We start from the raw sequence: 18,184 nt of genomic DNA, 5'->3' as shown, positions 1-18,184 counted from the left end.
GGCCGATCATCCGGGATCGCCCGCCTGTCCCCGCTCCGTTACAGGAGTCCGGCCGCCGTCTCCTGGCACAACTGGTTGGCCAGCATGCCGAGGGTCATCAAGGCCCGCTCGGCCTCGCGGTTCCAGGGGATGCCACAGTTGAGCCGGATACAGTGGTTGAACTGCTCGGTGTTACTGAAGATCAGCCCCGGCGCGATACTGATGCCCTGCTGCAGCGCCCGCACGTGCAACTCCTGGGTGTTGACCCGCCCGGGCAGGCTGACCCACAGAATGAAGCCGCCCGTGGGTCGGGTCATCTGCGTCCCTTCCGGAAAGTACTGCTGCACCGCCAACTGGAAGGCACTCAGGTTCTTGCGGTACTCCTGGCGGATATAGCGCAGGTGCCGGTCGTAGCCGCCGTTTTCCAGGTAGGCCGCCACCGCCATCTGCGTCACGCTGCACGCCGAGTGGGTGCTGAAGGTCTGCAGGCGCTGGATTTCCTGCTGGAACTTGCCGGCGATCATCCAGCCGATCCGCACACCGGGCGAAAGGGTCTTGGAGAAGCTCGAGCAGTAGATCACCCGGTCCAGGCGGTCATAGGCCTTGAGCGCCTTGGTCCGGCCGACCTCGAACATCAGCTCGCCATAGATATCGTCCTCGACGATCTGGATATCGAAGTCCGAGGCCAGGCGCAGCAACTGCTTCTGCCGTTCTTCCGGCATGGTGCCGCCCAGCGGGTTGCTCAGCCGGGTGGTCAGGACCAGGGCCTTGATCGACCATTGGTTGGCCGCCAGTTGCAGGGCCTCCAGGCTCATGCCGGTGGACGGGTCGCTGGGAATCTCGATGACTTTCAGGCCCAGCAGGTCCGCCAGTTGCAGCAGGCCGTAGTAGGTCGGCGACTCGGCGGCGATCAGGTCGCCCGGCCGGGTCAGGACCCGCAACGACATTTGCAGGGCATCCACGCAACCGTGGGTGATCACCACTTCCGAAGGGTCGACCACCACCCCGGCATCGCGCATGCGAATCGCCACCTGGCGGCGCAACGGCTCGAAACCGGGACTGAACATGTAGCTGAAGGCCCGCGGACTGTGAAAGCGCGTGACCTTGGCCAACTGCTGGTGCAGGGCCCGCACCGGCAGGTAATCCACCGACGGCACCGCCGCACCGAAGGGAAACACCCCTTCCCGGCGGGACTCGACCAGCACCTGCTGAATGATACTGCTGCGGGTGACCAGCCCCGGACGTTCGACCCGGGCGATGTCCGGCGTGGGCGCGGTCAGGGCCGGGGTCTGGTGAACGTAGTAGCCCGACTGCGGACGCGCGCGGATCAGCCCCTGGTCTTCCAGGTTGGCATAGGCCTGCAGCACCGTGGCATGGCTGACATTGAGCTGCGAGCTCATCTTGCGCACCGACGGCACGCGCTCGCCGGGCTGATAGACGCCCCGCCGGATATCCTCGGCCAGCTGCTGAGCAATACGTTGGTAGAGCAATAGGTTGGTCATGAAGCAGCACTCGGTTTCAACGGCATTTTTATTCTTGGAAACAACGATACCGGAACAGTTCAAAAGTGTACTGGCACAGTTTCTACAATAGTCGACAATACAGTGACAAGAAAAGTAAAACTGTACGGGCACAACGATCCGCCGATATGCGGATACAAAAAAACCCGGCACCTTGCGGATACCGGGTCTTCGGCCAGCGGCCCGCCGTCAGCGCGCCGCGCCCAGCTGGCCCTTCGCGTCGGAAAAGACGATCTCGACCCGACGGTTCTGCGCACGCCCGCGCTCGGTGGCGTTCACATCCACCGGGTACTGGTCGCCATACCCCTCGACCTGGATGCGCTTCTCGTCGATGCCCAGGTCAACCAGCATGTCGGCCACCGACTGCGCCCGCTCACGGGACAGTTGCAGGTTGCTGTCCGGATCGCCGGTGCTGTCGGTATAGCCCTCGATGCGCACGATGCGCCGCGGGTTGAGCTGGAGAAACTGCACCAGCTTGAGCACCGTGCGATTGGCCGAGTTCTTCAACTCCGCCTCGCCGGTGTCGAACAGCACATCGCCCAGGGTCATCACCAGGCCGCGATCCTTCTGGTTGCTGGTCAGGCTGGCGATCTGCTCTTCGACCCACTTGCCCTGCTGCTGCACGCTGAGCAACTTGCTTTCGCGCAAGGCCAGTTGCAGGCGCTGACGCTCCAGTTCCAGCTTGGCCGCCCGCTCCTGGTTCAGCGCGGTTTCGGTGTGCTCGCGGGCGATGTCGGCGTAGCGTTCGCTCAGGTAGGCGTAGTGCTCGACATCACCGGCGCTGCCCAGATAGCCGGACAGGCGCTCGGCCCGGGCCAGGGAGTCACCGGAACGGATCACGTCCCTGGGCGCATAACGCAGCACATTGCTGTCTTCCTTGACCTTCTGGAAGCTCGCCGACGCCGCCTGCAAGGCCGCCTCGCTGTCGTTCTGGCCGGCGCAGCCGTACAAGCCGGCACAGGCCAGCAACACCAGGGCGCCCGCCCTTGCGCTCGAATAGATCATTGAGCACTCTCCAGTTGCTTGTGCAGCCGGGTGATGCGGGTGTTGAGCAACGAGACCTGCTCCTGGCTCTTCTCGTTCAACACCCGGGCTTCGGCCAGGCGCGCGTCCAGTTCGGCCTGTTCAGCCTTGCGCCGGGCGCCGCGGAAAGCCTGCTCGGTCATGTTGGCCTTGGCCCGGCGAAACTTGTCCTCGGCCTGTTTCAGCTCCGGGACATCATCGGCACTGGCACCCACGGCATGGGCCTGCTCGATGGCGCGCTCGGTCAGGCGCATCTGCTCGTTCGGGGCCGGATCGTTTGCGCAGCCCGCCAGGGCCAGCACGGCCAGGACAGCAAATAGAGGTCGAATACTCACAAGAAAATCCCTACGGTTTTGGGGCGCTGACCGGTTGCGATTGCGCCTTCCAACGCTCCAGATTGCGCTGCAGTGCGGCTTCGGTCAGGCCGGACGCGGGCAATTCTGTCATCTTTTTGGCCAACTGTCCGCGCAACCAGGGGTCATTGCAGGCCGAGTTGTGGGAAACCGCGAGAAACAGCCCCGGCTGGTCGACCGGTTGCGCAGAGGCCTTGAGGTCGTTGTACAGCAGCGCCGGGTGGATGTAGTCCAGCGAATCCTGTTCGTCGAGGGCGATGGGTGCATCCAACAGCAGGTCCATGCGCCCGCTGCGCACCTCGTCCCGGGCCTGGGAACGCTTGCCGCCGTAGAGCACCTCGACCTTGAGCCCCAGTTCCCCCGCCACCTGGCGCAACAGGTCGGCGCTGGCCCCGATCAGGTGCGCCGGATCCTGCGGGTCGCGCCACAGGTACGGCGGCGCATCCGGGCTGCCGGTGACGATCAGGCGCTCGCATTTACCCAGCGCCTGGGCATCTGCGGACAATGCGGGCAAGCCCAGCAGCAGTGATAGCGCAGCGGCGCGAAGCCTGTCCGTCACGTGACTCTCCTTCTCAAAAATCCCCCCTGTAGGAGCGAGCTTGCTCGCGATGGAGGTCAACGATGACGCGAGCAACCAGAAAGAACGAGGAGCCCTTGCGTTCATCGCGAGCAAGCTCGCTCCTACAAGTAAGTTCTGGTCTCGCTGGAGACGAAAAAAAACCCGGCCAGAAGGCCGGGTTCTTTTATAAGCGAAGCCGCTGGATCAGACCAGCTTCTCGAACTCAGGGATGGCTTCGAACAGGTCCGCCACCAGGCCGTAGTCGGCCACCTGGAAGATCGGTGCCTCTTCGTCCTTGTTGATCGCAACGATCACCTTGGAGTCCTTCATACCCGCCAGGTGCTGGATCGCGCCGGAGATACCGACGGCGATGTACAGCTGTGGCGCAACGATCTTGCCGGTCTGGCCGACCTGCATGTCGTTCGGTACGAAACCGGCGTCAACCGCCGCGCGGGAAGCGCCGACCGCAGCGCCCAGCTTGTCGGCCAGGGCGTACAGGTGCTTGAAGTTGTCACCGTTCTGCATGCCACGGCCGCCGGAAACGACGATCTTGGCAGCGGTCAGCTCAGGACGGTCGGACTTGGCCAGCTCTTCGCCGACGAACGACGATTTGCCTGCATCGTGAGCCGCGGCAACAGCTTCAACCGCAGCCGAACCACCTTCGGCGGCAACCGGGTCGAAACCGGTGGCACGCACGGTGATGACCTTGACGGCCGCGTTCGATTGCACGGTGGCAATGGCGTTACCGGCGTAGATCGGACGCTTGAAGGTATCGGCGCTTTCCACCGAGATGATCTCGGAGATCTGGTCGACGTCCAGTTGCGCGGCAACCCGCGGCAGGATGTTCTTGCCGTTGGAAGTGGCGGCGGCCAGGATGTGGCTGCAGCCCTTGCCCAGCTCGGCTACCAGGGGAGCGACGTTTTCCGGCAGTTGATGCGCATAGGCGGCGTTGTCGGCCACCAGCACTTTCGATACGCCGGCGATTTTCGCAGCGGCTTCAGCCACGGCGCCAACGCCCTGGCCTGCGACCAGCACGTGAATGTCGCCACCGATCTTCGCGGCAGCTGCCACGGTGTTCAGGGTGGCCGGGGCCACGGCTTTGTTGTCGTGTTCGGCGATTACCAAGATAGTCATGATCAGATTACCTTCGCTTCGTTTTTCAGTTTCTCGACCAGTTCTGCAACCGACTTGACCTTGATACCCGCGCTGCGAGCAGCCGGCGCTTCGACTTTCAGGGTCTTGTTGGTGGAGGCGGTGGAAACGCCCAAAGCATCCGGAGTCAGCGTTTCAAGCGGCTTCTTCTTGGCTTTCATGATGTTCGGCAGGGACGCATAACGCGGCTCGTTCAAACGCAGGTCGGTGGTGACGATGGCCGGCAGGCTCAGCGACACGGTCTGCAGGCCGCCGTCGATTTCGCGGGTCACGGCAACCTTGTCGCCGGCCACTTCGACTTTCGAGGCGAAGGTGCCTTGGGCGTAACCGCTCAGGGCCGCCAGCATCTGGCCGGTCTGGTTGTTGTCGCTGTCGATGGCCTGTTTGCCGAGGATCACCAGCTGTGGCTGTTCCTTGTCGACCACGGCCTTGAGCAGCTTGGCCACGGCCAGGGAGGTCAGCTCTTCAGCCGATTCCACGAGGATGGCACGGTCGGCACCCAGGGCCAGCGCGGTGCGCAGTTGCTCCTGAGCAGTGGACGGGCCGACGGAGACGACGACGATTTCAGTCGCCACGCCTTTTTCCTTCAGACGTACCGCTTCTTCCACTGCGATTTCGCAGAACGGGTTCATCGACATCTTGACGTTGGCGAGGTCGACGCCGGAATTGTCCGCCTTGACGCGAACCTTGACGTTGTAATCGACAACGCGTTTGACAGCTACAAGAACCTTCATGGATTCCTCGTTACTCTCCGGTGAAAAGGAAATCGCCAGGACCCGCCTGGCGGTTGATGCTCATCGGCGCACGACTCCATAAGAAGCACAAGGGCACCTCCAAAAACGTCGGCACATGAAGCGAAACCACCGCCGCCGACCACCCGCTACCGTCCGTCGGACGTGACTGGGCAGTCATGAACCGTCAAGGCGTGTAGACTCGTGCCAGAACGGTATGCAGCTGCACTTCCCCCTGCCTTCGCCCTGTCTTTAGAGGGGCTCCTGAATCCTCGATTCAGCCTACGGCGAGCGCGAAACCGACCGTATCTTGACCGGAACGCCCATTCTGGTCAATACGGCAAAATGGCCAGTCATAAGCCGCGCTTCTTTGATTTATCTAGCCTGCAGCGATTTCAAACAAACGTTTGTATTGGACGCTGGTAGTGGTGTAGATATAATGCGCCGCCAAGAGAGAAAGATGTCTCATCCGTGATCCTCCTCCCGACGTGGTGCAGGAATACTGGAGCGGAACAGCAAACTCCAATTAGAAAAAAACTGTAGAGCCTTGAGTAGGAGAGAGTCCGTGGAACGCGAATACATGGAATTCGACGTGGTCATCGTCGGTGCCGGCCCCGCAGGCCTGTCCGCCGCTTGCCGGCTGAAACAGAAAGCGGCCGAAGCGGGTCAGGAGATCAGCGTCTGCGTCGTGGAGAAAGGCTCCGAAGTCGGTGCCCACATCCTTTCCGGCGCGGTGTTCGAGCCACGGGCCCTGAACGAGCTGTTCCCGGACTGGAAGGAGCTCGGCGCGCCGCTGAACACTCCCGTCAAGCGCGACGACATCTATGTCCTGCGCAGCCCCGAGGCCTCGACCCGGGTCCCGGACTTCTTCGTGCCCAAGACCATGCACAACGAAGGCAACTACATCATCTCCCTGGGCAACCTGTGCCGCTGGCTGGCCCAGCAGGCCGAGAACCTGGGCGTGGAAATCTACCCCGGCTTCGCCGCCCAGGAAGCCCTGTTCGACGAGAACGGCGTGGTCCGCGGGATCATCACCGGCGACCTCGGTGTCGACCGTGAAGGCCACCCGAAAGAAGGCCTCTACACCCCCGGCATGGAACTGCGCGGCAAGTACACGCTGTTCGCCGAAGGCTGCCGTGGTCATATCGGCAAGCAACTGATCAAGCGCTTCAACCTCGACAGCGACGCCGATGCCCAGCACTACGGCATCGGCCTGAAGGAAATCTGGGAAGTCGATCCGGCCAAGCACCAGCCCGGCCTGGTGGTGCACACCGCCGGTTGGCCGCTGGACATCATGGGCACCGAGAACACCGGTGGTTCCTTCCTCTATCACCTGGAAAACAACCAGGTGGTGGTCGGCCTGATCGTCGACCTGTCCTACAGCAATACCTACCTGTCGCCGTTCGACGAGTTCCAGCGCCTCAAGCACCACCCGGTGCTCAAGCAATACCTGGAAGGCGGCAAGCGCATCAGCTACGGCGCCCGCGCCATCTGCAAGGGCGGCCTGAACTCGCTGCCGAAGATGGTCTTCAAGGGCGGCGCACTGATCGGCTGCGACCTGGGCACCCTGAACTTCGCCAAGATCAAGGGCAGCCACACCGCGATGAAGTCCGGCATGCTGGCCGCCGAAGCCGTGGCCGCGAAACTCCTGGCCGGTGCCGAAGGCGGTGACGAACTGAACACCTACGTCGAGTCGTTCAAGGCCAGCTGGTTGTACGAGGAACTGTTCGCCAGCCGCAACTTCGGCGCGGCGATCCACAAGTACGGCGCCATCGTCGGCGGCGGCTTCAACTGGGTCGACCAGAACCTGTTCGGCGGCAAGCTGCCGTTCACCCTACACGACACCAAGCCGGACTACGCCTGCCTGAAGCTGGCGGCCGACAGCCAGAAGATCGACTACCCGAAACCGGACGGCAAGCTCAGCTTCGACAAGCTCAGCTCGGTGTTCATCTCCGGCACCAACCATGAAGAAGAGCAGCCCTGCCACCTGAAACTGGCCGACGCGAGCATCCCGATCGGCAAGAACCTGCCGCTCTACGACGAACCGGCGCAGCGTTACTGCCCGGCGGGTGTGTATGAGGTGATCACCCAGGAAGACGGCGTGAAGCGTTTCCAGATCAACGCCCAGAACTGCGTGCACTGCAAGACCTGTGACATCAAGGACCCTGCGCAGAACATCACCTGGGTGACTCCGGAAGGCGCTGGCGGACCGACTTACCCGAATATGTAAGTCTCAAGCTGAACAAAAAAGGCCCCTTCGGGGTAATGCCGATCAGTTAAGCCTCGTCGCTTGACCTTTGGCCGCAAGAAATCAAAATCCGATGCCTGAATAGGCATCGGATTTTTTTATGCGTCTGGCTCGGGCACTGGAACTAACCCACAACTTCGTCTCGACTCCCAATTCCATTGAGGGATTGGACTCGTTGCTTGATCCCTCTCTGGTCGAGCAAGCGTTGGAACAGGCCGGCGTAGCCACCCTTCGCAAGCGGCGTCTGCCCTTGGAAATGATGCTCTGGTGCGTCATCTCCATGGCGTTCTTCCGGCGCATGTCGGCGTGGGATGTGGTCAGTCGCATGAACATCATGCTGCCCGGGCAACGCCCACTGGTCGCACCCAGCGCCGTAGTCCAGGCCCGTCAACGATTGGGTAGCGAGGCCGTACGACAAGTCTTCGATCTGACGCAGAAAAGCTGGCATGAAGCGGCCGGCCATCCGACCTGGGCCGGATTGCGTTTACTGGGGGTCGACGGTGTCGTCTGGCGAACGCCCGATACACCCGAAAACCGTGCGCGTTACGACTCCGCCAGCAACCAGCATGGCGATACCGGTTTTCCTCAGGTGCGCATGGTTTGCCAAATGGAGTTGACCAGCCATTTGCTGATCGGCAGTGCTTTTGATGGCTATCGCAGTAACGAAATGAAACTGGCAGAGCAACTGATCGACACCACGCCAGATCACTCGCTGACGCTGTTTGATCGCGGTTTCTACTCCTTGGGGTTGCTGCACCAATGGCAGCAGGTCGGCACTGAGCGGCATTGGCTGATGCCGCTGCGTAAAGGTGCGCAGTACGAAGTGATTCAGCGCTTGGGGCGTCAGGATGCGGTGGTCTCGCTCAGCACTTCGCCGCAGGCCCGCAAGCAGTGGCCAGGCTTGCCAGAGCGCCTAACCGCAAGGCTCCTAAGCAAGACCGTAAAGGGCAAGGTCTGTCAGATTTTGACGTCGATGGTCGATCCGCTGCGTTTCCCATCCGATGAAATCGTCGACCTATACAGCCATCGCTGGGAAATCGAATTAGGATTCAGGGAAATGAAACAGACACTGCTCAACAGCAGCTACACGTTGCGTAGCAAGACGCCCGAGATGATCGAGCAAGAGTTGTGGGGCGTGTTGCTGGGCTACAACCTGTTGCGTTATCAGATGGTGGAAATGAGCCGCCATTGTCCGGGCATCCATCCGTGCGAGCTAAGCTTCACCGCGTGTACTTGGGCGATCCTGGGTTTTATCAATGGCGTTTCTGCGGATCGCTCAGGGAACATCCCCAAATACCTCGCCGAATTGCATGCCTCGGCCCCGCACTATGTACTGCCGCATCGCCGGGAAGAGCGGGTTTATCCGCGAGCTATCAGGCTGAAATCCCCGAAGTATCCGATCAAAAATAAAAATGCCAGTCAGCTTAACTGACTGGCATTACCCTTCGGGGGCCTTTCTTGTTACTCGGGGAAAGCCGGCCTCAATCGAGGCCCACCTCCACCCGATCGCCGTTCAGGCGCACCGGCCAGACCCGCAGGCGCTGTTCCGGGTACTCGATACAGACTCCATCCGCCAGGCGGAAGTGCTGCTTGTACAAGGGCGAGGCGATCACCAGCTCGCCCTTCAGCGTACCGACGATGCCGCGACCGATGACATTGGCCCCCGACTTCGGGTCGCGGTTATCGATGGCAAAGACCTGTTCGCCACCGCTGAGCGGCAGGTGGAACAGCGCCACCTGGGCGCCGTCGAGCCAGGCCACCACACCGGAGTCAGCCACCAGGTCGGTGCGCTGGCACAGGGTTTTCCATTCGACGGCATTCCGGGTACGTTCCAGGGTCATGGTGTTCATCAGTTCAACTCCTCGGCGACAGGGATCAGGTGAAGTTCGCCGGCGCGGGCCGGACGACGCTGGCCACGCTCCTCGACGAAACGGATGGCGGGATCGCCGCCGGCATCATTGACGAAGGTCCGGAAGCGCTTGAGCTTCTCCGGGTCCTGCAAGGCGTTGGCCCATTCGCACTGGTAGCGGTCGATCAGCAGTTGCATCTGCGCCTCCAGCTCAGCGGCCAGGCCGAGGCTGTCGTCGATGATCACCGCCTTGAGATAGTCCAGGCCGCCTTCCAGGCTTTCGCGCCACACCGAGGTGCGCTGCAGACGGTCGGCGGTGCGGATGTAGAACATCAGGAAGCGGTCGATGTAGCGGATCAGGGTGGCGTCGTCGAGGTCGGTGGCGAACAGCTCGGCGTGCCGCGGACGCATGCCGCCGTTGCCGGCGACGTACAGGTTCCAGCCCTTGTCGGTGGCGATCACGCCGATGTCCTTGCTCTGCGCCTCGGCGCATTCGCGGGTGCAGCCGGAGACCGCGAGCTTGAACTTGTGCGGCGCCCGCACGCCCTTGTAGCGGTTCTCCAGGACCAGGGCCATGCCGACGCTGTCCTGCACGCCATAACGGCACCAGGTGCTGCCGACGCAGGATTTCACCGTGCGCAGCGACTTGCCGTAGCCGTGGCCGGTTTCAAAGCCGGCGTCCACCAGTTCGCTCCAGATCTGCGGCAACTGGTGCAACTGGGCGCCGAACAGGTCGATACGCTGACCGCCGGTGATCTTGGTGTAGAGCTCGTATTTCTTCGCCACCGCGCCCAGGGCAATCAGTTTGTCCGGGGTGATCTCGCCGCCGGCGATGCGCGGAATGATCGAATAGGTGCCGTTCTTCTGCATGTTGGCCATGAAGGTGTCGTTGGTGTCCTGCAGCGGCACCAGCGCCGGGTCCATGATCGGCTGGTTCCAGCACGAAGCGAGGATCGAGCCCACGGCCGGCTTGCAGATATCGCAGCCGACATGTCCCTTGCCGTGGCGGGCCAGCAGCGCGTCGAAGGACTCGATGCGCTCGACCCGGACAATGGCGTAAAGCTCCTGGCGGGTATGGGCGAAATGCTCGCACAGGCTCTTGTCCACGGTGACGCCGCGGGCGCTCAACTCGTGTTCGAACACCTGCTTGAGCAGCGCGGCACAACCCCCGCAACCCGTGGCCGCGCGGGTGCAGGCCTTGAGCTCGGAGAGTTCGCTGCAACCGCCATCGATGGCCGAGCAGATCGCGCCCTTGCTGACGTTATGGCAGGAACACACGGTGGCGGTCGCGGGCAGCGCATCCACGCCCAGGGCCGGTGCCGCCTCGCCCAGCGGAAGGATCAGACCGGCCGGATCGGCAGGCAGGTCGATGCCGTTGCTGACGTACTGCAGCAGGGTGTCGTAATAGCTGTTGTCGCCCACCAGCACCGCGCCCAGGGCGCGCTTGCCGTCGGCGGACACCACCAGGCGCCGGTAGCTGGCGCTGGATTCGTCGATAAAGCGGTAGCTGCGCGCCCCCGGCGTGGCCCCGTGGGCATCGCCAATGGAGCCGACATCGACCCCCAGCAACTTGAGCTTGGTCGACATGTCCGCGCCCATGAAGGGTTCGCTGTCTTCGCCACAGAGTTGCGTGGCGACCGCGCGAGCCATCTGGTAGCCCGGGGAGACCAGGCCGAAGATCCCGCCGTTCCACGCCGCGCACTCGCCGATGGCGTAGATGTGCGGGTCGCTGCTGGCGCACTGGCTGTCGATCGCCACCCCGCCACGCGGACCGAGCTCCAGGCCGGACTGCCTGGCCAGGGCATCCTGTGGACGGATACCGGCGGAAAACACAATCAGGTCGGTCTCGAGGAAATCCTCGCCGGCGAAGTTCATCCGGTAGCGGTACTCACTGCCGGCGCTGATCGACTGGGTGCCGCGGGACAGGTGCACACTGACGCCCAGCGCCTCGATCCGGTCCTTGAGCGCCTGGCCGCCCTGCTCATCCAGTTGCACCGGCATCAGCCGTGGCGCGAACTCCACCACATGCGCTTCCAGCCCCAGGGACTTCAGGGCATTGGCCGCTTCCAGACCCAACAGGCCGCCGCCGACCACCACGCCACGCCGGGCATTTTTCGCCGCGTCGCGGATGCGGTCAAGATCGCCCAGGGTCCGATAGACCAACCGCGAGTCGCCCTCGGCGCCTTCGATCGGCGGGACGAAGGGGAAGGAGCCGGTCGCCAGCACCAGCTTGTCGTAGGCCAGGCGACCGGCGTCACTGACCACCTCGCGGCGGACGCGGTCGATCTCCAGCACCGCGCGGCCCAGGTGCAGGGTGACACCGGGGGTCTGGTACAGCGCGATATCGCCGAGGGCCAGGGCCTGCGCGTCGCGGCCACTGAAGTATTCGGACAGATGCACGCGATCGTAGGCGCGCTGCGGCTCTTCGCTGAACACATGAATCTGGTAGTGCGCCAGGGCGCCGCGCTCGACCAATTGCTCGACGCAGTGATGGCCCACCATGCCGTTGCCGATCACCACCAGCGTTTGCAAGGTATCGGAGGTCGCTGAATAGCTGTTCATAGGAAGCATCCGTCAAAGCCAATCCGGTTTTTCGAAGGCAAAAAAAAGCGCCCGGAACCAAAAGGTTCCAGGCGCCTTTGCCTGTTCGTGCTGCCGGCCCGTGGGCCCGACGCAGTCATGTTCACCCGGGCCGGTTGAGGCCAAACGATCGCCGTTGATCGACGGGGCGTCCCACTCGCGCCATCGCGGTGAGGTGCAAGAGGCTATGCATCGCTTGTGCCACATCGACACCGACGAGTTTTCAGCGGCTTGCCCAATGCCTATTTGAAGCCCTCTGCTGCAGATTTCCTTGATCTGACGGCAGCGCTGCAAGGCGGCAGACAGCCCACACAAAAGCGCCAAAACAGTGCAATAACGCCCACCCCGCCCCATCGCGACGCCGGTTTTCATCTCCAGGAACTGCGCCAGCGTTCCGGCTTCAACCCACGCCAGGGCGCCGCCGGCCTTGTCCGCCCCGCTTCGCCGGCCACCCTCGCGACAGTTGGCGCGCGCATTGCTACATGCCTGCATAGGCCATCAACGTCGATGGCCGTGTATTTCACTCTCCAGGCAACAGTCACGACAAAGGCGCCGTGCCGCTCCCGTTGAAAAACGTGGAGCAGCAGGCGCTTTTTTCGTTTCCGCCGGAGCCGGTTTTCAACCCCCGAGGACGCCCCATGACCGATACCCAGATGCCCAGCAAAACCGTGCGCAGCGTCTGCCCTTATTGCGGTGTGGGCTGCGGCATCGTCATGCAGGTCGAGAACAACCTGATCGTCAAGGTCTCGGGCGACAAGCAACACCCGAGCAACTTCGGCCGCCTGTGCACCAAGGGCAGCACCTGCGGCCAGGCGGTGGCCGATTCCGGGCGCATGGAACACGCTTTCCTGCGCTCGCAACGCGACCGTGACCCCGCACGGGTCGGCATCGACCAGGCCATCAGCGCCACCGCCAGCCGCCTGCGGGCCATCATCGACACCCATGGCGCGGACGCCGTGGCGCTCTACGTGTCCGGGCAGATGTCCCTGGAAGCGCAGTACCTGGCCAACAAACTGACCAAGGGTTTTATCCGCAGCCGCCACATCGAATCCAACTCACGCCTGTGCATGGCCAGTGCCGGCAGCGGCTACAAACTGTCGCTGGGGGCCGACGGCCCACCGGGCTCCTATGAGGACTTCGAGCACAGCGAGCTGTTCCTGGTCATCGGCGCGAACATGGCCGACTGTCACCCGATCCTGTTCCTGCGCCTGCTGGATCGGGTCAAGGCCGGGGCCAAGCTGATCGTCGTCGATCCCCGGCGCACCGGCACCGCCGACAAGGCCGACCTGTTCCTGCAGATCAAGCCGGGCACCGACCTCGCCCTGCTCAACGGCCTGCTGCACCTGCTGGTGAAAAACGGCCACAGCGACCGCGACTTCATCGCCGCCTTCACCGAAGGCTGGGAGGTGATGCCCGACTTCCTCGAAGACTACACCCCGGCGCGAGTGGCCGAGCTGACCGGCCTGGCCGAGGCCGACCTGCTCCAGGCCGCGCAGTGGATCGGCCAGGCCGCCAACTGGATGAGCTGCTGGACCATGGGCCTCAACCAGAGCGTCCAGGGCACCTGGCACACCAACGCCCTGTGCAACCTGCACCTGGCCACCGGCACCCTCTGCCGTCCCGGCAGCGGGCCGTTCTCCCTGACCGGCCAGCCCAACGCCATGGGCGGTCGCGAGATGGGCTACATGGGCCCCGGCCTGCCGGGCCAGCGCTCGGCGCTGGTGCCCGACGATCGCGCCTTTATCGAAGACCTGTGGCAGATCGCCCCCGGCAGCCTGCGGGCCGAAGCCGGCGAGGGCACGGTGGCCATGTTCGAGGCCATGCGCGCCGGCAGCATCAAGGCCTGCTGGATTATCTGCACCAACCCGGTGGCCAGCGTGCCCAACCGGCAGAACGTCATCGAGGCGCTGCAAGCCGCCGAACTGGTGATCAGCCAGGACGCCTACCTGGATACCGAGACCAACCGCTACGCCGATATCCTCCTGCCCGGCGCCCTGTGGGCCGAGGCGCAAGGGGTGATGATCAACTCCGAACGCAACCTCACCCTGATGCAGCAGGCCGTCCAGCCACCGGGCGAGACCCTCCCCGACTGGCAGATCATCGCCCGCGTGGCCTGCGAAATGGGCTACGCCGAGGCCTTTACCTATGACAGCGCCGAGGCGGTGTTCGAGGAGATCAAGCAGGCCTGGAACCCCAAGACCGGCTACGACCTGCGCGGCGCCAGCTATGCCCGGCTGCGCGAACAACCGCTGCAATGGCCCTGCGCCGAGGCGCAGGGGGCCACGCGCAATCCGATCCGCTACCTCAACGACGGCCTCAGCCAGGCGCTGAAACACGACCAGGACGGCCGGCAACCGGCGATCGCCTTCCCGACTGAAAGCGGCAAGGCGCAGTTCTTCGCCCGGCCGCACCTGATGCCGGCGGAAATGCCCGACGAGGAATTCCCCCTGGTGCTCAACACCGGGCGGGTGCAGCACCAATGGCACACCCTGACGAAGACCGGCAAGGTGCCGACCCTGAACAAACTCAACCCCGGCCCTTTCGTCGAGATCCATCCCGGCGACGCCACGCGCCTGGGCATCAAGGAGCGCGACCCGGTGCAGATCCGCTCGCGGCGGGGCCGTGCGGTCCTGCCGGCGGTGATCACCGACCGGGTCCGGCCGGGCAACTGTTTTGCGCCCTTTCACTGGAACGATGTGTTCGGCGACGACCTGGCCATCAACGCCGTCACCAGCGACGCCATCGACCCGCTGTCGCTGCAGCCGGCGTTCAAATTCTGTGCGGTGAACCTGCTGGCCCTGCCCCCGGAACCCACCCGCCTGGTCCCCGAACTCGCGCTGGCCGGCGCCTCGACTGTTGCCCCGGAGGGCTTTTCTCCCATGCAGCTCAACGCCTTCGCCCGCCTGCTCAACCTCGATACCCCGGCCGAGCTGAGCCTGGCCGCCGACGAACGCCTGTACATGCAGGGCTACCTGCTGGGCCTGCGCAGCGCCGAGGCCAAGGCCCCCGGGGTGCCCACCCTCCCCGCCAGCGCGCCCTTCGGCGCCGACAAGCGTCTGCTGCTGGATGGCCTGCTCGCCGGGTTGTTTTCCCGTACGGCGGGCACGGCGCCGGAGCCGCAGACCGCCGCCACGGTTCAAGCGACCCGCCCCGAATGGCTGGTGCTCTGGGCCTCGCAAACCGGCAACAGCGAAGAACTGGCCCAGGCCTGTGCCAAGCGCCTGGACGCCGCCGGCCAACGGACCCGCCTGCGCGCCATGGACGAGGCCGGCCTTGACGACCTGCGTGGCGCCAGCAGCGTATTGCTGGTCACCAGCACCTTTGGCGACGGCGACCCGCCGGACAATGCCGCGAATTTCTGGCAGGCCCTGCAAGGTGCCCAGGACCAGGCCCTGGCGCAAAGCCGCTACAGCGTGCTGGCCCTGGGCGACGCCAACTACGATCAGTTCTGCGGCTTCGGTCGCAAGCTCGACGAGCGCCTGAGTGAACTCGGCGCCGAACGCCTGCTGCCCCGCCTGGAGTGCGAGCAGGACACCCAGCAAGCCGTCGAACCTTGGCTCACCACACTCTGCGCGGCACTCAGCGGCGCGTCCGCGCCCCCCGCTGCGCTCGCGCCAGTCGCCGAGGTGGCGCCCGCGACACCAGCCGCCCCGGCCGACATCGGCAGCCCCTACAGCCGCCATCACCCGTTGCGTGCCCGCCTCCTGCACAATCAGGTGCTCAATGCCCCCGGCGCGGAAAAGGAAACCCGCCATCTGGTGTTCGACCTCGGCGACCAGGATTTCCCCTACCAGGCCGGCGACGCCCTCGGCGTCTGGCCGAGCAACTGCCCGGAGTCGGTCGAACAACTACTGGGCCTGCTGGAGCTGGACGGCGCCGCCGTGGTCACCCTCAAGGACAAGACGCCGATGACGCTACGCGAGGCCTTGCTCGACCACCTGGACATCACCCGCATCACCCCGGAAATCCTCCGTCGGGTCTGCGGACTCTGCGCCAGCCCCTGGCTGGACGAGTTGCAGGAGGAAGCCAACCAGGCCCGGCTCAAGGACTGGCTCTGGGGCCGGCAACTGCTGGATCTGCTGCGGGAGTTCCCCATCAGCCTCGGCGCCAATCAGTTGATCAGCCTGCTCAAGCCCTTGCAGCCACGGCTGTACTCGATCTCCTCCAGTGCGAAAGTCACCCCGGGACAGGTGCACCTGACGGTTTCCACCGTGCGCTACCGGCACGGCGAGCAGATCCGTGGCGGGGTCTGCTCGACCTTTCTCGCCGACCGTGCCGCCAGCAGCGGTGCCCGCCTGTTTATCCAGCGCACCACGCACTTCCGGATCCCGCAGGACCCGCGCACGCCGCTGATCATGATCGGCCCCGGCACCGGCATCGCACCGTTTCGCGCCTTCCTGCAGGAACGCCAGGCCCAGGGCGCCGACGGCAAGAACTGGTTGTTCTTCGGCGAGCAACGCGCCGCCAGTGATTTCTACTACCGCGAGGAGCTCGATGCCTGGCTGCGCAGCGGTCATCTGAGTCGCCTGGACACCGCCTTCTCCCGTGACCAGACTGAAAAGATCTACGTACAACAGCGCATGCTCGAAGCCGGTGCACAGCTCTGGAAATGGCTGGAGCAAGGTGCCTGTGTGTATGTCTGCGGCGATGCCAGCCGCATGGCCAAGGACGTCGACGCCGCGCTGAAGAAAATCGTCCAGGTCCACGGACGGATGAGCGGCGGCGCCGCGGCGCTGTATGTCAGCGCCATGAGCAAGGACCGGCGCTATCTGCGTGATGTCTATTGACCGGGATATTCAACACACCGCGTAACTGTAGGAGCCGGCTTGCTGGCGATAGCGGCCGATGAGGCGATGCAAGGCTCACGGGCCTCATCGCTGGCAAGCCAGCTCCTACAAGGGACCGTGTTTGGCCTGACCGACGGGTATCGGCATAACTCTTGCTCCGCCTAGTGACAGGCGCCAGCCCTACAGCTTCAGGAATCACCGCATGAACAACGATTTGGCAAGATCCCCACTGGCCTGGGTCGCAGGCAGCGATGCCCCGGAAAAGCACATCCTCAACCTCGGCTACATGCCCTTGAGCGACAGCGCCTCGCTGGTGGTGGCGGCCACCCAGGGCTTCGCCCAGCCCTATGGCCTGACACTGAACCTGCAGCGGCAGAACTCCTGGGCCGGCCTGAGCGACAAGCTGGTCAGCGGCGAACTGGACGCCGCCCATGGCCTGTACGGGATGATCTACGCCATCCAACTGGGCATCAGCGGCACTCCGGCCACCGACATGGCGGTGCTGATGGGCCTGAACCAGAACGGCCAGAGCATCAACCTCTCGCAGCCGCTCAAGGACAGCGGCGTGACCAGCGGCGCGGCCCTGCGGCAACGCGCCCGGCCAGGCCAGGCCAAACTGACCTTCGCCCAGACCTACCCCACCGGCACCCATGCCATGTGGTTGTATTACTGGCTGGCCAGCCAGGGGATCCACCCACTGGAGGACGTCAACAGCGTGGTGGTGCCGCCACCGCAGATGCTCGAACACCTGCAAGCCGGGCGCATCGACGGTTTCTGTGTCGGCGAGCCCTGGGCCGCCCATGCCGTCGAGCAGGGCCAGGGCTTTACCCTGGCCACCAGCCAGGCGATCTGGCCAGACCATCCGGAAAAGGTCCTGGCCTGCACCCGCGCGTTCGTCGAAGAATACCCCAACACCGCGCAGGCCCTGGTGATGGCGATCCTGGAGGCCAGCCGGTTTATCGAAGAAAGCCAGGAAAACCGCCGCAGCACCGCACAATTGATGAGCGGACGCGACTACCTCGATGCCCCCCTTGCGAGCATCGAGCCGCGTCTGCTGGGCCGCTACGACGACGGTCTCGGCCGGCACTGGCAAGACCCCCATGCCCTGAGCTTCCACGGCCGGGGCAAGGCCAACTACCCGTACCTCTCCGACGGCATGTGGTTCATGACCCAGTTCCGCCGCTGGGGCCTGCTGCGCGAAGCGCCGGACTACCTGGGCGTGGCGCGCCAGGTCCAGCAACTGGAGCTGTACAGCCGCGCCGCGAGCGCCCTGGACATCTGCGTGCCCAACACCCCGATGCGCAGCAGCCAACTGCTCGATGGCAAGCGTTGGGACGGTTCCGACCCGGAGACCTACGCCCGTGGCTTTGCCCTGCATGCCCTCAATGACAACTGACGGGAGC

The 18,184-nt window shown here is 64.1% G+C and carries 12 protein-coding genes; 4 read left to right on the top strand and 8 right to left on the bottom strand.

All coding sequences use genetic code 11. The features are described from left to right. Window positions 1–38: 38 nt before the first annotated feature. From NUH87_RS25875 to NUH87_RS25850, 6 genes are all read right to left on the bottom strand, one after another. Window positions 39–1,481: a PLP-dependent aminotransferase family protein gene (locus NUH87_RS25875; protein WP_040065594.1), complete on the bottom strand. Its 1,443-nt coding sequence runs from the start codon at window positions 1,479–1,481 to the stop codon at window positions 39–41. Between the two features lie 207 nt (window positions 1,482–1,688). Beyond that, window positions 1,689–2,504 (bottom strand): OmpA family protein, encoded by an 816-nt coding sequence (locus NUH87_RS25870; RefSeq protein WP_040065593.1) that lies wholly within the window; start codon window positions 2,502–2,504, stop codon window positions 1,689–1,691. Then, a complete protein-coding gene (locus NUH87_RS25865; protein ID WP_040065592.1) occupies window positions 2,501–2,857 on the bottom strand; it encodes a DUF4398 domain-containing protein in 357 nt (118 codons plus the stop codon). The genes NUH87_RS25870 and NUH87_RS25865 overlap by 4 nt, the downstream gene beginning before the upstream one ends. Window positions 2,858–2,867: 10 nt before the next feature. After that, window positions 2,868–3,434 (bottom strand): hypothetical protein, encoded by a 567-nt coding sequence (locus NUH87_RS25860; RefSeq protein ID WP_422393882.1) that lies wholly within the window; start codon window positions 3,432–3,434, stop codon window positions 2,868–2,870. A 204-nt stretch (window positions 3,435–3,638) separates the two neighbouring features. Next, window positions 3,639–4,568 (bottom strand): electron transfer flavoprotein subunit alpha/FixB family protein, encoded by a 930-nt coding sequence (locus tag NUH87_RS25855; RefSeq protein WP_338523216.1) that lies wholly within the window; start codon window positions 4,566–4,568, stop codon window positions 3,639–3,641. Between the two features lie 2 nt (window positions 4,569–4,570). Further along, window positions 4,571–5,320 (bottom strand): electron transfer flavoprotein subunit beta/FixA family protein, encoded by a 750-nt coding sequence (locus tag NUH87_RS25850; protein ID WP_338523214.1) that lies wholly within the window; start codon window positions 5,318–5,320, stop codon window positions 4,571–4,573. 562 nt (window positions 5,321–5,882) lie between these two features. Here NUH87_RS25850 and NUH87_RS25845 point away from each other — a divergent pair. Then, a complete protein-coding gene (locus NUH87_RS25845) occupies window positions 5,883–7,547 on the top strand; it encodes an electron transfer flavoprotein-ubiquinone oxidoreductase (protein WP_338523213.1) in 1,665 nt (554 codons plus the stop codon). A 118-nt stretch (window positions 7,548–7,665) separates the two neighbouring features. Further along, the gene (locus NUH87_RS25840; RefSeq protein ID WP_338522612.1) at window positions 7,666–8,997 is read left to right on the top strand and encodes an IS4 family transposase; all 1,332 of its coding nucleotides are present in this window, start codon (window positions 7,666–7,668) and stop codon (window positions 8,995–8,997) included. A gap of 49 nt (window positions 8,998–9,046) precedes the next feature. On the opposite strand, the gene nirD is transcribed toward NUH87_RS25840, so the two are convergent. Both nirD and nirB read right to left on the bottom strand, forming a co-directional pair. Continuing rightward, complete coding sequence (nirD, locus tag NUH87_RS25835; protein ID WP_338523212.1) at window positions 9,047–9,415, bottom strand: nitrite reductase small subunit NirD; 369 nt, start codon at window positions 9,413–9,415, stop codon at window positions 9,047–9,049. Beyond that, on the bottom strand, window positions 9,415–11,976 hold the full coding sequence (gene nirB, locus NUH87_RS25830) for a nitrite reductase large subunit NirB (protein WP_338523210.1): 2,562 nt from the start codon (window positions 11,974–11,976) through the stop codon (window positions 9,415–9,417). The genes nirD and nirB overlap by 1 nt, the downstream gene beginning before the upstream one ends. A 671-nt stretch (window positions 11,977–12,647) precedes the next feature. Here nirB and NUH87_RS25825 point away from each other — a divergent pair. Continuing rightward, window positions 12,648–16,781: a sulfite reductase subunit alpha gene (locus tag NUH87_RS25825; protein WP_338526935.1), complete on the top strand. Its 4,134-nt coding sequence runs from the start codon at window positions 12,648–12,650 to the stop codon at window positions 16,779–16,781. 202 nt (window positions 16,782–16,983) lie between these two features. Then, the gene (locus NUH87_RS25820; protein ID WP_338523208.1) at window positions 16,984–18,177 is read left to right on the top strand and encodes a CmpA/NrtA family ABC transporter substrate-binding protein; all 1,194 of its coding nucleotides are present in this window, start codon (window positions 16,984–16,986) and stop codon (window positions 18,175–18,177) included. Window positions 18,178–18,184: the final 7 nt, after the last annotated feature.

The sequence above is a fragment of the Pseudomonas batumici genome (assembly GCF_036585405.1).
In the GTDB taxonomy this organism is placed as follows: domain Bacteria; phylum Pseudomonadota; class Gammaproteobacteria; order Pseudomonadales; family Pseudomonadaceae; genus Aquipseudomonas; species Aquipseudomonas batumici.
The sequence above is the reverse complement of the archived record's forward strand: the minus strand, read 5'-3'. Positions and strand labels throughout refer to the sequence as shown.